Below are 17975 nucleotides of genomic sequence, written 5' to 3'. Positions count from 1 at the left end.
GGGGGCTCCTTGTAAGAATTAGTGGGCTGCAGACAGTGTGCCGGATGCACGGTCGGGCGCGGGCGCTTTGGCGCGGATGGCCAGCACCGCCACCACGGCCAGCAGCAGCGGAATGGCGAACACGTAGTACAGCTGGGGCGGAGCCCAGCCGCTGTCGAGCAAGACACCGGCAGTCAGCGGGGCCAGGATGGCACCCAGGCGGCCAATGCCGATGGCCCAGCCCATGCCGGTGGTGCGCACCGCCGCCGGGTAGATGATGGGCGCAAACGAATACAAACCGGCCATGCCGCCAAAGATGAACATGCCGATGCCAAACGCCGCCATGAAGGCCAGGTCCAGCGCGCCGGTCACATAGCCAAACACCGCCATCGCCACTGCCGTGGTGGCCAGGCAGGCCGCCGTCAAACGGCCCAGGTCCAGCCGCGACGCCAGCACGCCAAACAGCGTACCGCCCACAATGCCGCCCAGGTTCAGCAGCACGCCGCCGGTAATGCCCTGCTGGGCCGACAGGCCCGCAGCCACCAGCAGCTTGGGCGTCCAGCTCAGGGCAAAGTAGAAGCTGAACATCAGCAGGAAGAACGCGCTCCAGATCAGCAGCGTAGAGCGCAGGATGGCGGGCGAAAACAAAGACGAGAAGCCACCCACCGGGGCCGCACCGGCCACCAGCACCGGCCGTGCGGGCAGGCTTTGCAGCACCGGGCGCTGCATTTTGCGCAGCAAGGTGTTGACCTTGCCCAGCGCGCCCTGGGGTTGCTTGGCCAGCAAGAAGTCCACCGATTCCGGCAGCATCCACAGCACCACCGGCACCATGGCCAAGGTGGTCAGACCGCCAAACACAAACACCGAGCGCCAGCCGTAGTGCGTCAGCAGCACCGCCGCCACCATGCCGCCCAGGGTGGCCCCGATGGGGTAGCCGGTGGCCTGGAAGGCGACACAGGTGCTGCGCCACTTCTGCGACGAGTATTCCGCCGTGATCACGCCCACGCTGGCCAGCATGCCGCCAATGCCCACGCCGGTCAGCGCGCGCAACAGGCCCAGCTGCAGGCTGCTCTGCGCCAGCGCCGACAGCAGCATGCCCACGGTGATCAGCGCCAGGCACACCAGGATGATGGCCTGGCGGCCATAGCGGTCGGCCTGGGGTGCCAGCAGCAGCGAACCCGCCGCCATGCCCACCAGCCCGGCGCTGAACAGCAGGCCGAGCTGCGCGCCGGTCAAATGCCATTCGGCCGAGATGCTGGACGCCGTGAAGGCCATTACCAGCACGTCAAAGCCGTCCAGCATGATGAGCATCACGCAGATGGCCACCGCCAGCCACTGGAAGCGGCCCATGGCCCCTTCGTCGATGGATTTTCGAATGTCTTGTTGCATGGGGTCCTTGTCTCTTTCGGGGTGCTGCTGTGGAATGGGGTGGGACGGACCGTCTGCAGCGGGTTGACGATCAGTATCCTGAATGTAGATTCAGTGTACGGATCGACGATGGAATCGGGGATTAGCATTTACCCTAGGAGCCTGGGTGTTGGCAGGTAAAGTAGAACGGCTCTTTTTTAGATTTTCAAGGCCATTTTCAGGTACAAAATTGCCTGCTTGTGCTTACACAATAAGCGTAAGCAGCTCCTATTTTTTACTATCAAAATAGAAGCAATGCCTAAAATTTGCATGGGCCCCGTTGGCGCGCCAGGCGCGCACCAGACGCGCGCCGTTCGCATGCCACGGCCCTCAACGCACCCCGTTCAAGCCCCGCGCTGGGCTTTTAGACCGCTGTTAGACCGTGGTTAGACCTTGAAGGTATCCACCGCCGCCTGGAGCTGCTCCACCTGGCTGGCCATGGAGGCAGCAGCGGTGGCGGTTTCTTCTACCAGCGCGGCGTTTTGCTGGGTCACGGCTTCCAGTTGCACCACGGCCTGGTTGACATGCTCGATACCTGCGCTCTGCTCGGCCGAGGCCTGGGTCATGTCGGCCAGTACTTCGGTGACCTGCTGCACGGCCTGCACAATTTCCTGCATGGTGCGGCCCGCCTGGTCGACGCGCTGGCTGCCGCTTTCCACTTGCTGAACCGAGTGGCCGATCAGCCCCTTGATCTCCTTGGCGGCATCGGCGCTGCGCTGGGCCAGGGTGCGCACTTCGCTGGCGACCACCGCAAAGCCCCGGCCCTGCTCACCCGCACGGGCGGCCTCCACCGCAGCATTCAAGGCCAGGATGTTGGTCTGGAAGGCAATGCCTTCGATGACCTCGATGATGTCCACAATCTTTTTGGAGCTGGCGCTGATGGCCTGCATGGTGTCCACCACCTCGCCCACTGCCGCGCCGCCGCGCTGGGCGATTTTGGAGGCGTTCAGGGCCAGGCCGTTGGCCGCCTGCTCGCGCTGGGTATTCTGGCGTACGGTCGCCGTCAGCTGCTCCATGCTGGCGGCAGTTTCTTCCAGCGAAGATGCCTGCGTTTCGGTGCGCTGCGACAGATCGGCGTTGCCGCTGGCAATTTGCTGCGAGGCCACAGAAATCGACCCGGTGCTGTCCTTGATGCGGGTCACCAGCAACGTCAGGGTGTCCTCCATGGAGCCCATGGATTCCAGCAGACGGCCAAATTCGCCACCCCGCGAGGTTTCAAAATCCTGGCTCAGGTCGCCCGCCGCCACCGTATCGGCAATCAGCAGGGCTTCGTGCAGCGGGTCTACGATGCTGCGGGCGATCAAGACCGTGGCAGCAATGCCCAGCAGCACGGCCAGCGCCCCCAGCGCCAGCAGCAGCGTGCGGGTCGAGGCGATGCGCGCCTCCAGTAGCGCCGCATCCTGGGCCATTTGCCGTTTTTGCAGCTCCACCATGGCCACCACCTGCTCTTGCAGGGCATCCAGGGAAGGCAGGGTTTGGGCCATCAGCACGGCGGACGCCTCGGCCCGGTCTTCGATGCGCAGCAATTGGTCCACTTTGCTGAACGACGCCACATAGCCGGTGCGGGTTTGCTGGATTTTGTCGAGCAGTGTCCGGCCCTCGGGCGAGGTTTCCAGGGTATTCAGCGTCTGCAGCGCATCGCCAATGGTCTTCTTGTTGGCATCGATGAAGGCGTAGGTCTGCTGGATCTTGGCGGGGTCGGTGAGGAAGAAAAGCTCCATGGTGCGGCGCGCATTGGCCTTGGTCGTGGCGTTGATGGCGGCCGCAGCAGCGTTCTTCGCCAGGCCTTCGTCCACGATCCGGCGGTTGATGCTGCCCAGCTCGCCCAGGCGCACGGTGGCCACACCAATCACCGCGACCAGCAGGGCCACAATAAGTCCAAAACCCAAGGTCAGTCGGGTGACTATTTTTGTATTGTTAAACCACACGGCGGCCTCCTCGAATGTGATGTCGATGTCCCAGTGTAACAATCAGAAACAACCGCCCTCCTCCACCACGGTGCCAAATGGCCACTCAAATCAGGTTACGCATGGCCTGCGCAGTCTCCCGCAACACCGGCAGCACGCGGGCCACGGCGTCGGCGGTGGGCTCATGGCCCATAGGCATCGTGACGCTCAGGGCGGCGACGGTATCGCCATTGCGGTCGCGCAGGGGCACCGCAATGCCCCGGTAATTCAGTTCCAGTTGCTGCTCGGACAAGGCCCAATCCTGCGCGCGAATGTGGACCAGCGCGGTGCGCAACTGCTCTTTGTCGGTGATGGTGTGGGGGGTGTAGGTTTGCAGTGCGCGCTGCGCCAGCCACTGCTCGCGCTGCTCTGGGGTGCGTTGGGCTAGCAGCAGCAAACCGGCGGCAGTGATCTGCGCCTGCACCCGCCCACCCAGCACGTAACCGGTGTTCATGGTGCGGCTGGGGCCATTGCGGGCGATGTAGACGATGTCGTCGCCGTCCAGCACGCTCAGGTAGGCCACTTCCATGGTGCCCGCCGTCACGCGCTGCAAAAACGGCTGCACGATGCGTGGCAGCCGGGCCGAGTCGAGGTAGCTCTGGCCCAGGCGCAGCACGCGCGGGGTCAGCCAGAACAGTTTGCCGTCGGTGCCCAGAAAGCCCAGGTGCGCCAGCGTCAGCAGGTAGCGGCGGGCGGCGGTGCGGGTCAGGCCGCCGCGCTGGGCCGCCTGGGTGGCATTCATGCGCGGATGGGTTTCGCTGAAGGATTCCAGCAAGGCCAGGCCCTTTTCCAGCCCGGCGATCCAGTCGCGGCGGTCCAGAGCCTCGGGGGTGGGGGGTGCTGCAACCATAGGAAAACCCTCATTCCGTTCGAATATCGCGCAATAGCGTTCGATTATCGCGCAAAGTTGCAAGCAGTTGATTCCGGCAGAGGGTGCAAGCCTCTACATTCGCAATCAAATTTCCGACGCGTTCACCACCATGCCCACCACATCCTTTTGTGCAGCCACCGCCGCCCCGGTGCATGCCATTGACGGCCACACCGCCGTGTACTTTATCGTCGGCCATCCGGTCGAGCAGGTGCAGGCCCCCACCAGTTTCAACCGCATTTTTGCGCTGCTCGGCATCAACGCGGTGCTGGTGCCGGTGCAGGTGGCTCCGGCCAATCTACAAGCGTTTGTGCAAAGCGCTTTTGCCGCCCCCAATGTGCACGGCCTGTGGGTCACCATTCCGCACAAGGCCGCCATGCTGGATGCGCTGGACAGCATGTCCGACATCGCCCGCATGGCCGGTGCGGTCAATGGCGTGCGGCGCATGGCCGACGGCACACTCGACGGCGGCCTGTTCGACGGCGAAGGCTTTGTGGCCAGCCTGGGCTACTTCGGCATCGCCTACGCAGCCCAACGGGTGCTGATCCTGGGCGCGGGCGGCGCGGCGGCGGCGATTGGTGCATCGCTGGCCTTGGCAGGCCCCCAGGCTCCGGCCGAAATCGCGTTTTTTGACCCCAGCACCCAGCGTGCCGCCGAGGCCGCGGCCCGCATTGCGGCGGGCTCGCCCGTCCAAGCCAGTGCCGCCGCCAGCAACGACCCCGCCGGGTTCCAGGTGGTGATCAACGCCTCGCCCCTGGGCTTGAAGGCCACCGACCCCCTGCCCTGCGATGTCGCACGCATGGACGCGGGCGCGGCGCTGGTCGACATCTTGATGAAGAACCAGCCCACCCCCGTGGTGCGCGCCGCCCGCGCCCGCGGCCTGCAGGCCGAGCCGGGCTTCGAGATGATGATCCAGCAAACCCATTGCTACCTCGATTTTTTTGGTTTCACCGATGCGGCCCAAAAGATACGCGAAGATGCCGACTTCTTGCGCGAACTGATTTACCCCGCCGAGCTGCTCGGCGAAATTCGCAAGACTTCCTGAACAACAACCACCCGGAGACATATCTTGACCAAACGCCTCACTCTCAAATTAGTAGCTGCCTGCGCCCTTGCTGCCTGCAGCATCGGCGCTTTTGCCCAACAAACCATCAAGATCGCCAACATCGTGGAGCTGTCGGGTGCGGGGGCCACGGCGGGCACCAATTTCAAGAACGGCGAAGAGCTGGCGGTCAAGGAAATCAATGCCGACGGCGGCATCCTGGGCAAGAAGATCGAGACCATCACCACCGACACCCAAAGCAACCCCGGCGTGGCCAAGGGCCTGACGCAAAAGGCGGTGGACAACGATGTGTTCGCCATCTTCGGCCCGGTGTTCTCGGGCTCCATCATGGTCAGCATGGCAGAAAGCCGCCGTGCCGAAATCCCCAACTTCACCGGCGGCGAGGCGGCCAGCATCACCCAGCAGGGCAACCCCTATGTGTTCCGCACCAGCTTCACCCAGGCCACCGCCATGCCCAAGGTGGCGCGCTACATCAACGAGGTGACCAAGGCCAAGACCCTGGCGGTGATCTTTGTGAACAACGACTTCGGCAAGGGCGGGCTGGACTCCATCAAAAAGGCCCTGGCACTGACCGACACCAAGATCGTCGCCGAGATCTCCACCGACAGCGGCCAGGTGGACTTCTCAGCCCCGGTGCTCAAGGCCAAGCAAAGCAATGCCGACGCGTTGTTCGTCTACTCCAACGAAGAAGAATCCGCCCGCGCCCTGCGCGAGCTGCGCAAGCAGGGCTGGACCAAGCCCATCATTGGCGAGACCACCCTCACCGGCCAGAAGGTCATCGACCTGGCAGGCGACGCGGCCAACGGCGCGATTGCCCACGTGGGCCTGACGGTGGACGCGCCCATCCCGGCCATCCGCGCCTTCCGCGCCAAGTTTGAGAAGGCCTACGGCTACACCTCGGACCACAACGGCATGAAGGGCTACAGCGGCGTGTACGCGCTCAAGGCCGCCATCGAGAAGGTGGGCAAGCTCGACCGCAAGGCCGTGGCCGCCGCCCTGCACGGCCTGAAGGTGACCACCGACAAATACCCCGGCGTGCTGATGAATGTGGAGTTCGACAAGAACGGCGACCTGGACCGCGAAAGCTTCATGGTCGAAGTGAAGAACGGCAAGCAGGAAGTGATCGCCATGGTGCCGCCGCTGAATGTGGCGAATGTGAACGCCAAGATGCCTGCCGCCGCGAAGAAGTAAATCTGCGGGCTCCCGCCCTACTCCTTCCCCCGCCGGGGGAAGGCTGGGATGGGGGCACACCCTGAAACGACACCAGGGCCCGGCCCCCATCCCGACCTTCCCCCCGGAGGGGGAAGGAGTAACAACCGAACACCAGGAGCCCCCGTGACCGACTTTCTCCAACTCTTCTTCAGTGGCCTGGCCACCGGGGGCATTTACGCGCTGGCGGCCCTGGGCTTTACGCTCTTGTGGCAGGCGGCAGGCACCATCAACTTCGCCCAGGGCGAGTTTGTGATGCTGCCCGCCTTCATGATGCTGGCCTTCATCAACATGGGCGCGCCGTTTCTGGTGAGCTTTTTGCTGACCTGCATCGTGGCCACCGCCGTGCTGGGCTGGGCTTTCAAGCGCGGCATCGTAGACCCGCTGTTCAAGTTCGGCATGATGCCCATCGTGGTGGCGACCATCGGACTGAGCATTGCCCTGCGCAACGGCATGCGCGCCGGGTACAGCGCCGAAGCCCACCCCTTCCCCAGCCTGTTTGCCGACAAGCTGTTCAACATCGCCGGGGTCACCATCACGCTGGCCGACGTGGGCACGCTGGTGCTGGCCCTGCTGCTGGTGTTTGCCACCCAGGCCTTCCTGCAAAAAACCATCACCGGCCGCGCCATGCAGGCGGTGGCGCAAAACACCGAGAGCGCCAGCGTGCTCGGGATCAACGTGCCGCGCATGATTTTCTACACCTTTGCCATCAACGCCGTGCTGGCCTGCGCCGCGGCGGTGCTGGTCACGCCCACGTATCTGGCCAAGTTCGACATGGGTGAATCGCTCGGCAACAAGGCGTTTTTTGCGGCCATCATCGGCGGCTTCAACAACTCGCGCGGCGCACTTTTGGGCGGGCTGATCGTGGGCGTGTGCGAGAACCTGGCTGCAGCCTACATCTCGCCCGCCTACAAGGACGCGGTGGCGCTGGTGATCTTCATGGTGGTGATTCTGTTCAAGCCGCAAGGTCTGCTGGGCAAGAAGGAAGAGAGAAAAGTATGAAAAAGAGCACTCTCATTTCCATAGCTGCTGCCGCCCTGTTCTTGTGCGTCACACCCCAATTTCTAAAAAATTACGGCATCTACCTGCTGACCACCTGGCTGATCTTCGTGGTGGCCACCATGGGCCTGAACCTGACCGTGGGCTACGCCGGCCAGAAGTCACTGGGCCACGCCGCCTTCTTCGGTATCGGGGCCTACACCATGGCCCTGCTGCTCAAGGCAGGCCTGGGCTGGTGGCTGGGCATTCCGGCGGCGGCCGCGCTGTGCTTCTGCATCGGCCTGGTGCTGGGCTTTCCGGCACTGCGGGTGCAAACCATCTACCTGGCGTTTGCCACGCTGGGCTTCAACACCGCGGTGTGGCTGGTGATGCGCAACGAAGAATGGCTGACCGGCGGCACCTTCGGCATCAACAACATTGCCCGCCCGGAGTTTGCCGACAGCAACCTGCGCTACTACTACCTGGTGCTGGGTGTGGCCGTGGTGCTGGCGCTGACGCTGTGGGGCCTGCTGCGCTCGCCCTGGGGCAAGGCGTTTACCGCGCTGCGCGACAACCCGATCCGGGCCGAGAGCTTAGGCATCAATATCCGCAGCTACACCCTGCTGTCGTTTGCCATTGGTGCGGCCTATGCCGGGGTGGCGGGGGCCTTGTTTGCGTCGCTGGTGCAGTTCATCGAGCCCGCGCCGTTTGCCGTGGGTGCGTCCATCATGATGTACCTGATGGTGGTGGTGGGCGGCCCCGGCTACTTTCTGGGCCCGGTGCTGGGCGCGGCGGTGGGCGTGATCGTGCCCGAGTGGCTGCGCGACGTGCCCGGCGTGTCCGACTGGTACCTGCCGCTGTTTGGCGCAGCCGTGGTCATCTTGATGGTGTGGTTGCCCGACGGGCTGCTGAGCCTGCCGGACCGCATGAGGGCGAAGAAACAATCCCGCGAGGCCAGTGCCGCCCGCGCTGCAGCAGGAGCCCAACCATGAGCCAGTCCCTTTTGAAAGTTACCGACCTGAAGAAGGCCTACGGTGCGATCCAGGCCGTGGGCGGTGTGAGCTTTGAAGTCCAACCCGGTGAGATCTTCGGCGTGATCGGCCCCAACGGCTCCGGCAAAACCACGCTGTTCAACAGCATGCTGGGCCAGATCACCCCGGACACCGGCAAGATCGAGCTCAACGGCGAGGACGTGACCCAGTGCGGCCCGCTGGAACTGAACCGCCGCGGCATTGGCCGCACCTTCCAGACCCTGCAGGTCTTCGGCAAGATGAGCGTACGCGACAACCTGATCGTCGCCGCGCAGGAGCACCAGGGCACGATGTTCAGCCGTATGTTCGCGCCCAGCGACTCGGGGCTGGGGCAGAAGGCCGACGCCCTCATCAAGCGCTTTCGCATCGAGCACGTGGCCGACAAACGCGCCGGTGAGCTCAGCTACGGCCAGCAAAAGCTGGTGGACATCGCCATGGCCTTCATGAGCGAGCCCGACCTGGTGCTGCTGGACGAGCCCTGCGCGGGCGTGAACCCCAGCCTGGTAGGCGGTATCTCCACCCTGCTGAAGGACCTGAACCGCAACCCCGCCAGCGGCAAGAAAAGCAGCTTCGTCGTGATCGAGCACAACATGGACTTCGTGATGGACCTGTGCCACCGCATCATGGTGATGGTGGAGGGCAAGGTGATGGCCATCGGCACACCGGCGGAGATTCGGGGGAATAAGCAGGTGCTGGATGCCTACCTGGGGGCCTAGGGATGTCCTGTAACGCTATGGATATGGTTGATGCCACGGGCATCCTCGGCCGGGATGTGCGCCCGGCGGCGCAGTATCTTTTCTTTTCCGCAAAAGAAAAGATACCAAAAGAAAGGCGCCCCCACTCCCAGCGTCCCTTCGCTGCGCTACGGGCAACCTGCGATGCGGAGCTTTTGGCGGGGTCTGGCTCGAACTCGCTGCGCTCAAACAATCGCCAGCCCTTTTCCGCCAAAAGCCCCGCATCGCAGGCGCATGGAGAGGGGGAAATCCGGGCGCACCTGCGGTGCGCATTGGCGCAAAGCGCCAACGGACCCCGTGCCCCTTCCCCTCTGTATGCGCCGAGGAGCGCAGCTTCAAGTGGATCAGGGCTGGCGTTGTTTGAGCGCAGCGAGTTTAGCCAGACCCCACTTGAAGCGAGCACCGCAGGTTGCCCGCAGCGAAGCGTAGGGACGCAGACAGTGGGGTCGCCTTTTCTTTGGTTACTTTCTTTTGGCGAAGCAAAAGAAAGTGACTGCGCCGCCGGGCGCACACCCCGGCCGGGGATGCCAGTCAACACCCATAAAGCATCGGAGACAGCCAAATGAGCGACACCTGCATCGAATTCAACGACGTAGTAGCCGGGTACAAGGACTTCATGATCCTGAACAACCTGAGCTTCAAGGCCCAGACCGGCTCCATCACTCTGCTGCTCGGCCCTAACGGTGCGGGCAAATCGACGGTGCTGAAGACGCTGTTTGGCCTGCTCAAGCCGCGCCAGGGCAGCATCAAGCTGTACGGCGAGAACATCATTGGCCTGACGCAAAAAGAGCTGCTGGCCAAGGGCATTGCCTTTGTGCCGCAGGGGCGCAACCTGTTTGGCCAGCTCACGGTGTGGCAGAACCTGGAGCTGGGCGGCATCACCATTGGCAAAGAGCTGACGCACCAGCGTATCCCCGAGGTGCTGGAATTCTTTCCGCGCGTCAAGCAGCGCATGGACAGCATGGCCTCCAGCCTGTCGGGTGGCGAGCAGAAGCAGCTGGAGATTGGCCGCGCCCTGCTGCTGCGCCCCAAGGTCATCCTGATTGACGAGCCCAGCATCGGCCTGTCGCCCATGGTGGTGGGCGATGTGTTCAAACTGCTACGCACACTGGCCGACCAGGGCACCACCGTGCTGATGGTGGAACAAAACGTGAAAAGTGCGCTCAAAATATCCGACGAAGCCATTGCGCTGGAGTCGGGCCGCCTGGTATTGCAAAAACCGGCATCCGAATTGCTTGCAGACCCGCATATTGAGCGCCTATTTTTGGGTGGAGCGCATGCTGCACCAGCACAAGCAGCTATTTAATTAGGAGTAACTGAATATGAACGATGACAATAGCCCAGCCATCCACTACCGACTCGAACGCCCCTACCAGGGATACCGTGGAACCGGCTTTGCCGGGCCACTGGTATCGCCCCCTGCAAGGGGGTTGGCGCAGCCTGGGGGTGAGGGGAAATTACCATGAGTGATTTACTCGTCAATCCGGGTCGCGAGCCACTGCAGGCGTCGTTTAGCGATGCCGCCAACCCGCTGGGGCTGGACGGCATCGAGTTCATCGAATACTCCACGCCCAAACCGCAGGCCCTGGGCCAGGTGCTGGAGATGATGGGTTTCAAACCGGTGGCGCGGCACCGCTCGCGCGAGGTGCAGCTGTACCGCCAGGGCGGGCTGAACATCGTGGTCAACGGCCACCCCACCGACGCCCAAGGCGCGGGCCACGGTAGTGAGTCGCCGGTGATCTCGGCCATCGCGCTGCGGGTGCGTGATGCCCGTGCCGCCTACCACTACGTGCGCGAGCGCGGCGCCTGGGAGGTGCCCACCCACGCCGAGGTGATGGAGCTGAACATCCCCGCCATCCACGGCGCGGGCGGCAGCCGCATCTACTTTGTGGACCGCTACAAAGACTTCTCCATCTACGACGTGGATTTCATCCCGATCCCGTCGGTCAACCAAAAGCCCGAGGCCACTGCCGGGCTGCACTTCTTTGGCGTGGTGCAGTACATCGGCCCGGAGCGCAGCTACGACTGGATCGAGTTCTACAACGCCCTGTTTGGCATGTCCCTGATTCCCGACGAAGAGCGCTTTGGCATCATGCCCAAGGGCAGCCTGCTGCGCAGCCCGGCGCTGGAGCCCGCCAACGGCTTCATGCTGCAGCTCATCGAGCCCGAGCTCAACGTGATCGACACCGACGAGCGCCTGCAGCGCATCGGCCTGGGGGTGCCCGACGTGCTGGTGGCGGTGAAGGCCCTGCGCGCGCTAGGCGTGGAGTTTGTGGAAACGCAGGCCACCCACACCGAAAGCCGGGGCGCGATCACCAAGACCTACCTGGGCTCGGTGGTGTTTGAACTGGTCCACAGCGAGCCAGCCTTATGAAAGACCACGCCATCCAAGGCTTCGGCATGGACACCATCACCCTGGCCGGGCCGCTCAAGGCCAAGCTCAAGGCCATGGTGGATGCGGGCTTTACCCAGGTGATGCTCAAGGCCAACGACATCGTCGGCCACCCGGACGGCATGGAGGCGGCGGTGGCCGAGGTCAAGGCCAGCGGGCTGCGTGGCACCGGCTTTCAGGTGCTGCGCGACTTCGAGGGGCTGAGCGGCCACCTGCACGAGTACAAGATCGACATCGCCAAGGCCATGCTGCAGATGTGCGCCGCGCTGGACTGCAAGGTGCTGTTGGCCTGCTCCAGCACCTCGCCGCACGCCACCCAAGACCTGGACCACATTGCCCGCGACCTGCGCAAGCTGGCCATGCTGGCCGTGCCGCTGGGCATCCGCATCGCCTACGAGGGCCTGTCGTGGGGCCGCACGGTGAACGAATTCACCACCGCCTGGGACGTGGTCTGCCGCGCCGACTGCCCCAACCTGGGCCTGGGCATCGACGGCTACCACATCGTGGCCGCCAAGACCCCGCTGGACGAGATCGACTACCTGGACCCGAGCAAGATCTTCCTGGTGCAGCTGGCCGACTTCATGTGGCAGGAAACCAAGACCTTCGAGGAGCGCATGACCACCGCCCGCACCTACCGCGTGTTCCCCGGCGAGGGCGTGCACAGCGAGCAGATGGTGGACCTGGTGCTCAAGCTCGACCGCCTGGGCTACCGCGGCGACTACAGCTTTGAAGTGTTTAACGACGACTACGTCAACCTGCCCCTGCCGGTGGTGGCCGCCCGCGCCCGCAAGAGCGCGCTGTGGCTCAGCGAAGACGTGCTGCGCCGCTCCACCCCGCTGCCCAACGACATGCGGCTCAAGCAGCGGCCCTGACAAGCCTTATATAGAAAATCGGCGGCTTGTGCTTATTCCATGGGCGCAAGCCGCTCTTTTTTATATAGCAAATGGGTGGAGGGGCTTTCTGTCGCCCACCGGGTTAATCGGGCCTTAATCTGGCTTTTGAATAATGCGCCCACCCGCGGCCATTGATCCCACGCCATGCATGACCTGAACCACGTCCACGACGACAGCGAAGACACCGAACACACCCCCGCCCAGCGGGCTGCCGCCGCCTCGCGCAGCACCTGGGTCAGCGTGGCCGTCAACCTGGGGCTGACCGTGCTGCAGATCGCGGCGGGTATCTTCTCCAAATCCCAGGGCCTGATCGCCGACGGCGTGCATTCGCTGTCCGATCTGGTGGCCGACTTCGTGGTACTGCTGGCCAGCCACCACAGCAAAAAAGACGCCGACACCGACCACCCCTACGGCCACCAGCGCTTTGAAACCGCCGCCTCGCTGGTGCTGGGCCTGTTGTTGCTGGCCGTGGGCGCGGGCATGCTGTGGTCGGCCGCCAGCAAGCTGCAAGCCCCCGAAGCCATTGCCCAGGTGCATGTGCTGGCCCTGTGCGTGGCCGGTGGCGCGCTGGTGGCCAAGGAGCTGCTGTTTCGCTACATGCTGGCCGTGGCCAAGCGGGTCAAATCCAGCATGCTGGTGGCCAACGCCTGGCATGCCCGCTCCGACGCGGCCTCGTCCCTGGTGGTGGGCATTGGCATCATCGGCAACCTGGCGGGCTACCCGCTGCTGGACCCGATCGCCGCGCTGATCGTGGGCTTCATGGTGTCCAAAATGGGCTGGGGCTTTGCCTGGGATGCGCTGCACGACCTGATGGACCGGGCCGTCGACGAAGCCGAGGTGGACGCCATCCGCCAGACCCTGCAAGCCACGCCTGGCGTGCGCGGCGTGCACGACCTGCACACCCGCAAAATGGGCGACATGGTGGTGGCCGACGCGCACATCGAGGTCGATGCCACGCTGAGCGTGGAGGCCGGGCACGAGATTGCCGTCATGGCGCGCCAGCGGGTGCTGCAGCGGCACCGGGTGCTGAACCTGATGACCCACATTGACCCCTGGCGGCGGCCCGACCGGGACCACACCGGCGCATGAACCGCCTGGGCGGTGATAGGAAAGTGTGCATAAAATAGGCCGCTTGTGCTTATAGATACTGCGCAAGAAGCTATCAATTACATAGCGTAACACTTTCTACCAACCGCCTGTGCCCACTACCGAAATCGCCCTCCTGCGCGCCCGCGCCACCCAGCACGTCACCCTGTTTGGCAAAGCCCGCACCCATTGGAACAGCTGGGGCCAACCCGGCAGCCAGCCGCCCGTGCTGTTATTGCACGGCGGCAGCGGCAGCTGGACGCACTGGCTGCGCAACATCCAAAGCCTGGTCGATGCCGGGCGGCAGGTGTGGGTGCCCGACCTGCCCGGCTTTGGCGACTCCGATGTGCCCCCCGGAGGTGCCGGCAGGGACGCCGACGCCATGCACGCGCCACTGCAGCTGGGCTTGCAGCAGCTGGTGGGAGACGCCGCAGTGGACGTGGTGGGCTTCTCGTTTGGCAGCATGGTGGGCGGCTTTCTGGCCCAGGTCTATCCCAGCCGTGTGGCCCGCCTGGTCATCGTCGGTGCACCGGCCCTGGGCCTGGTGCAACGCAATACCGTCCCCCTCAAAGCCTGGACGCACCTGACCGACCCCGCAGCCCAGGCCGTCCAGCACCGCCACAACCTGCGCGCGCTGATGCTGTTCGACCCGGCCGGTGTGGATGACGACACCTTGGCCATGCACATTGCCAACGTGCGGCGCGACCGCATCCCCGGTCGGCGTTTGTCGTACACCGATGTGCTGGCCAAAGCCCTGCAGCAGGTTCGCTGCCCGGTGTGGGCCATCTATGGGCGCGAAGATGCCCTGTACGAGGGCCGGGTAGACGAGCTGGCCGCCGCGCTGCAGGCCGCGCCTACCTTCCAGTCGCTGCAACTGGTAGAAAAGGCCGGCCACTGGGTGCAGTACGAGCAGGCCGATGCGTTCAATGCCGCACTGCTCCAGACCTTGGAGGCCAAGCCTGCCTAGACAGGCTGCCGCTTTCTCCTACACTGCGGGGCTATGAACGCGTCTGCCCCCGCCAAGAAACCCGAACCCCGCACCAACGACCCCGAGCGCACCCAGGCCGACATCCTCACCGTAGCCACCCGCGAGTTCTCTGAAAAAGGCTTTGCCGGGGCCCGCGTCGACCTGATTGCCGAAGCCACGCGCACCAGCAAGCGCATGATCTACTACTACTTTGGGAGCAAGGAAGGCTTGTACCTGAAGGTGCTGGAAGATGCCTACGGCCGCATCCGCCAGACCGAGAGCGCGCTGCGGCTGGAGGACCTGGAGCCCGTCGAGGCCCTGCGCACCCTGGTCCGTTTCACGGTGGACTACGAGCGCACCCACCCCGACTTCATCCGCCTGGTGATGAACGAAAACATCCAGCGCGGTGCCTCCCTGGCCCGCAGCACCACCATCCAGCAGCGCAACGCCACCGCCATCGACGGCATCAAGGCGGTCTACCAGCGCGGCGTGGCCGCAGGGGTGTTCCGCCCCGGCCTGGACCCGGTAGACCTGCACATGTCGATCAGCGCCCTGAGCTTCTTCAACGTCTCCAACCGCCACACCTTCGCCCTGATCTTCCAGCGCGACATGGACAGCCCCGAAGCCGTGGCCCAGCGCCGGGAGAACGTGGTGGAGATGCTGCTGCGGTATGTGAGCGTGTAGCCCACAGCCCGGTTGCGCTGCGCACTTCTCTGAATGAAATAGGCCTCCCGTGCTTATTCCATGGGCGTAGGCAGCTACTTTTTAGATAGCAGATACTTTCAGCGCCCCACCATGTCCCCCGGCACCACCCACTGGTCGAACTGCTCGCCGGTCACGTGGCCGGAAGCCACGGCGGCTTCGCGCAGGCTGCTGCCGTCCTTGTGGGCTTTTTTGGCGATATACGCGGCCTTGTCGTAGCCGATGTGGGTATTGAGCGCGGTCACCAGCATCAGCGAGCTGTTGACCAGGGCGGTGATGCGCTCGCGGTTGGGTTCGATACCCACGGCGCAGTGGTCGTTGAAGCTGACCATGCCGTCGGCCAGCAGGCGCACGCTTTGCAGAAAGTTGTGCGCCACCATGGGGCGGAACACATTCAGCTCGAAATTGCCAGACGCGCCGCCGAAGTTGATGGCCACGTCGTTGCCAAACACCTGGGCGGCCAGCATGGTGACGGCCTCGCTCTGCGTGGGGTTGACCTTGCCGGGCATGATGGATGAGCCGGGCTCGTTCTCGGGAATGCTGAGCTCACCGATGCCGCTGCGCGGGCCGCTGGCCAGCCAGCGCACGTCGTTGGCGATCTTCATCAGGCTGGCGGCCAGGGTCTTGAGGGCGCCGTGGGCATGCACCAGCGCGTCCACCGAAGCGAGGGCCTCGAACTTGTTGGGCGCGGTGACAAATGGCAAACCGGTCAGCCGGGCCAACTCCTGCGCCGCCGCTTCGGCGTAGCCCTTGGGCGCGTTCAGCCCGGTGCCCACTGCGGTGCCGCCCAGCGCCAGCTCGCACAGGTGCGGCAAGGCCGCCTGGACGTGGCGCGCGCCGTGGTCCAGCTGGGCCACGTAGCCTGAAAACTCCTGCCCCAGGGTGAGCGGGGTGGCATCTTGCAAATGGGTGCGGCCAATCTTCACGATGCCGTCGAAATCTGCCGACTTTTGCGCCAGCGTGGCACGCAGCTTGCCGATCGCGGGCAGCAGCCGGTGGGTGATGGCATCCACCGCCGCCACGTGCATGGCGGTGGGGAACACGTCGTTGCTGGACTGGCTGCGGTTCACGTCGTCGTTGGGGTGCACTAGGCGCCCTTCCCCGCGCTCGCCGCCCAGCAACTCGCTGGCGCGGTTGGCCAGCACCTCGTTGACGTTCATGTTGGTCTGCGTGCCCGAGCCGGTTTGCCACACCACCAACGGGAACTCGCCGGGATGCAGGCCCGCGATCACCTCATCGGCGGCGATGGCGATGGCCTGGGTCTTGGCTGCGTCCTGCAGGCCCAGCGCCTGGTTGACCACGGCCGAGGCCCGCTTCACCAGCGCCAGCGCCCGGATGATTTCGCGCGGCTGCTGTTCGCCGGAGATATCGAAGTTCTGCAGCGAGCGCTGCGTCTGCGCACCCCACAGCCGGTCGGCGGGGACTTCGATGGGGCCAAAGGTGTCGCGTTCGGTACGGGTGTTCATAGGGCAAGGGGCGGGGTTGAGATACCCAAATGGTAGCCCTCCTGCCAACAACCCGCCCGGGGGTACGGCCTTAGCGTGGCACCGTGTAATTCACCGGAATCCAGCGGTAGGCCTTGCCGTTGGCCCGCACATGGCCCAGGCCGGGGAAGGCGATGTGGGCATCTGCCACCAGATAGCCGCCCTTGGCGGCAGCTGCGAAAGCGGCCTTGCGTTGCACGGCGGCATTTTTGCTGTCGCTGTCGAAGCCAATCGTCACCGCTGGCTCGTCAAACTGCACCGCGGCCACGTGGACCACGTCGCCCCAGACCAGCAGTTTCTGGCCCTTGCTTTCCACTACATACGAGGTGTGCCCGGCGGTGTGGCCGCGGGTGGCGATCGCCTGGATGCCGGGCACCAGGGGGGTGTTGCCGTCAAACGCCGAAAAATGCTGGGCCTGGACGTAGGGGTTCAGCGAGGCCATGGCGCCCTGGAAGAAGCCTTTGGAATCGGCCGGTGCGGCGTCCAGGTTGGCCTGGCTGAGCCAGAAGTCGGCATCGTGCTTGTCGGCGCGCACGGTGGCGTTGGGGAAGACCATCTTGTCGCCGTCCACCAGGCCGCCCACGTGGTCGGGGTGCATGTGGGTGATGTAGATCTCGTCCACCTGCTCGGGCTGGTAGCCCGCCGCCTTCAGGTTGGCCACCAGCTTGCCCAGGGTGGGGCCGAACAGGCCGGCGGCGCCGGTGTCGATCAGCACCAGCTTGGCTCCGGTATTGACCAGGTAGCCGTTGACCGAGGTCTCCAGCGGGGCCGCCAGGTAGGACTGGGCCAGGGCCTTTTGCACTTTGGCGGGCGTGGTGTGGCTCAGCAGCTTGTCGACCGGCAGATCGACCGTGCCATCGGACAAAGCGGTGACCTCAAAGTCGCCCAGCGCCATGCGGTAGAAGCCGGGGGCCTGGGTTTTGGCCATAGGGGCGGCAGCGTGCGCGGCGGTGGCGGTGAAGGCGGTGGCCAGGGCAGCGCGGAGGATGGCTTGTGGAATTCGCATGGTGGAAACAGTGGAAGTGGAGAGGGGGAACCATTCTGTGGCGTTTTCAGAAAATGCGCCTTCTGGTATGGGAAATGCCCCCATCTCACCTGCACAAGGTGCGGGTATCTGCCCCCACACGTGGTGGGGGGGAACTTCCTGCCAAATAGGGACATCGGCGAGGGACATCGGCGCCCTTTTTCAGCAGCGGGTGCGGTAAAGTGGTTGCGATCCAGGCACACGGGCTACCG

General features: G+C 64.4%; 16 protein-coding genes. 11 read left to right on the top strand and 5 right to left on the bottom strand.

Going from position 1 to position 17975, the window contains the following annotated elements:
• Positions 1–18 precede the first annotated feature (18 nt).
• From AB3G31_RS09140 to AB3G31_RS09130, 3 genes are all read right to left on the bottom strand, one after another.
• Positions 19–1368, bottom strand: a complete 1350-nt coding sequence (locus tag AB3G31_RS09140) for an MFS transporter (protein WP_367849870.1) — start codon at positions 1366–1368, stop codon at positions 19–21.
• Positions 1369–1772: 404 nt separating this feature from the next.
• Positions 1773–3314, bottom strand: a complete 1542-nt coding sequence (locus tag AB3G31_RS09135) for a methyl-accepting chemotaxis protein (RefSeq protein ID WP_367849869.1) — start codon at positions 3312–3314, stop codon at positions 1773–1775.
• Between the two features lie 85 nt (positions 3315–3399).
• Positions 3400–4182 carry an IclR family transcriptional regulator C-terminal domain-containing protein gene (locus tag AB3G31_RS09130; protein ID WP_367849868.1) on the bottom strand — a complete coding sequence of 261 codons (783 nt, stop codon included), beginning with the start codon at positions 4180–4182 and terminating at the stop codon, positions 3400–3402.
• A 130-nt stretch (positions 4183–4312) separates the two neighbouring features.
• Between AB3G31_RS09130 and AB3G31_RS09125 the strand changes: the two genes are divergently transcribed.
• From AB3G31_RS09125 to AB3G31_RS09075, 11 genes are all read left to right on the top strand, one after another.
• A complete protein-coding gene (locus AB3G31_RS09125; protein WP_367849867.1) occupies positions 4313–5245 on the top strand; it encodes a shikimate dehydrogenase in 933 nt (310 codons plus the stop codon).
• Between the two features lie 24 nt (positions 5246–5269).
• Complete coding sequence (locus tag AB3G31_RS09120) at positions 5270–6454, top strand: ABC transporter substrate-binding protein (RefSeq protein ID WP_367849866.1); 1185 nt, start codon at positions 5270–5272, stop codon at positions 6452–6454.
• Positions 6455–6598: 144 nt separating this feature from the next.
• Positions 6599–7474: a branched-chain amino acid ABC transporter permease gene (locus AB3G31_RS09115; RefSeq protein WP_367849865.1), complete on the top strand. Its 876-nt coding sequence runs from the start codon at positions 6599–6601 to the stop codon at positions 7472–7474.
• Entirely contained in the window at positions 7471–8442 is a 972-nt protein-coding gene (locus AB3G31_RS09110; protein WP_367849864.1) for a branched-chain amino acid ABC transporter permease, read from the top strand. Before AB3G31_RS09115 ends, AB3G31_RS09110 begins: the two co-directional genes overlap by 4 nt.
• Complete coding sequence (locus AB3G31_RS09105) at positions 8439–9197, top strand: ABC transporter ATP-binding protein (RefSeq protein WP_367849863.1); 759 nt, start codon at positions 8439–8441, stop codon at positions 9195–9197. The genes AB3G31_RS09110 and AB3G31_RS09105 overlap by 4 nt, the downstream gene beginning before the upstream one ends.
• Before the next feature lie 580 nt (positions 9198–9777).
• The gene (locus AB3G31_RS09100) at positions 9778–10521 is read left to right on the top strand and encodes an ABC transporter ATP-binding protein (RefSeq protein WP_367849862.1); all 744 of its coding nucleotides are present in this window, start codon (positions 9778–9780) and stop codon (positions 10519–10521) included.
• 156 nt (positions 10522–10677) lie between these two features.
• Positions 10678–11589 carry a 4-hydroxyphenylpyruvate dioxygenase gene (locus AB3G31_RS09095; protein ID WP_367849861.1) on the top strand — a complete coding sequence of 304 codons (912 nt, stop codon included), beginning with the start codon at positions 10678–10680 and terminating at the stop codon, positions 11587–11589.
• The gene (locus tag AB3G31_RS09090) at positions 11586–12479 is read left to right on the top strand and encodes a sugar phosphate isomerase/epimerase family protein (protein WP_367849860.1); all 894 of its coding nucleotides are present in this window, start codon (positions 11586–11588) and stop codon (positions 12477–12479) included. Before AB3G31_RS09095 ends, AB3G31_RS09090 begins: the two co-directional genes overlap by 4 nt.
• 165 nt (positions 12480–12644) lie before the next feature.
• Positions 12645–13589: a cation diffusion facilitator family transporter gene (locus AB3G31_RS09085; protein WP_367849859.1), complete on the top strand. Its 945-nt coding sequence runs from the start codon at positions 12645–12647 to the stop codon at positions 13587–13589.
• Positions 13590–13698: 109 nt separating this feature from the next.
• Positions 13699–14553, top strand: a complete 855-nt coding sequence (locus tag AB3G31_RS09080) for an alpha/beta fold hydrolase (protein ID WP_367849858.1) — start codon at positions 13699–13701, stop codon at positions 14551–14553.
• 33 nt (positions 14554–14586) lie between these two features.
• On the top strand, positions 14587–15237 hold the full coding sequence (locus AB3G31_RS09075; RefSeq protein ID WP_367849857.1) for a TetR/AcrR family transcriptional regulator: 651 nt from the start codon (positions 14587–14589) through the stop codon (positions 15235–15237).
• Between the two features lie 98 nt (positions 15238–15335).
• Here AB3G31_RS09075 and fumC read toward each other — a convergent pair whose 3' ends face one another.
• A complete protein-coding gene (gene fumC / locus AB3G31_RS09070) occupies positions 15336–16721 on the bottom strand; it encodes a class II fumarate hydratase (RefSeq protein ID WP_367849856.1) in 1386 nt (461 codons plus the stop codon).
• 70 nt (positions 16722–16791) lie between these two features.
• Positions 16792–17745 (bottom strand): MBL fold metallo-hydrolase, encoded by a 954-nt coding sequence (locus AB3G31_RS09065; protein WP_367849855.1) that lies wholly within the window; start codon positions 17743–17745, stop codon positions 16792–16794.
• Between the last annotated feature and the right edge of the window lie 230 nt (positions 17746–17975).

This window comes from Rhodoferax sp. WC2427, assembly GCF_040822085.1.
Taxonomy (GTDB): domain Bacteria; phylum Pseudomonadota; class Gammaproteobacteria; order Burkholderiales; family Burkholderiaceae_C; genus Rhodoferax_B.
The sequence above is the reverse complement of the archived record's forward strand: the minus strand, read 5'-3'. Positions and strand labels throughout refer to the sequence as shown.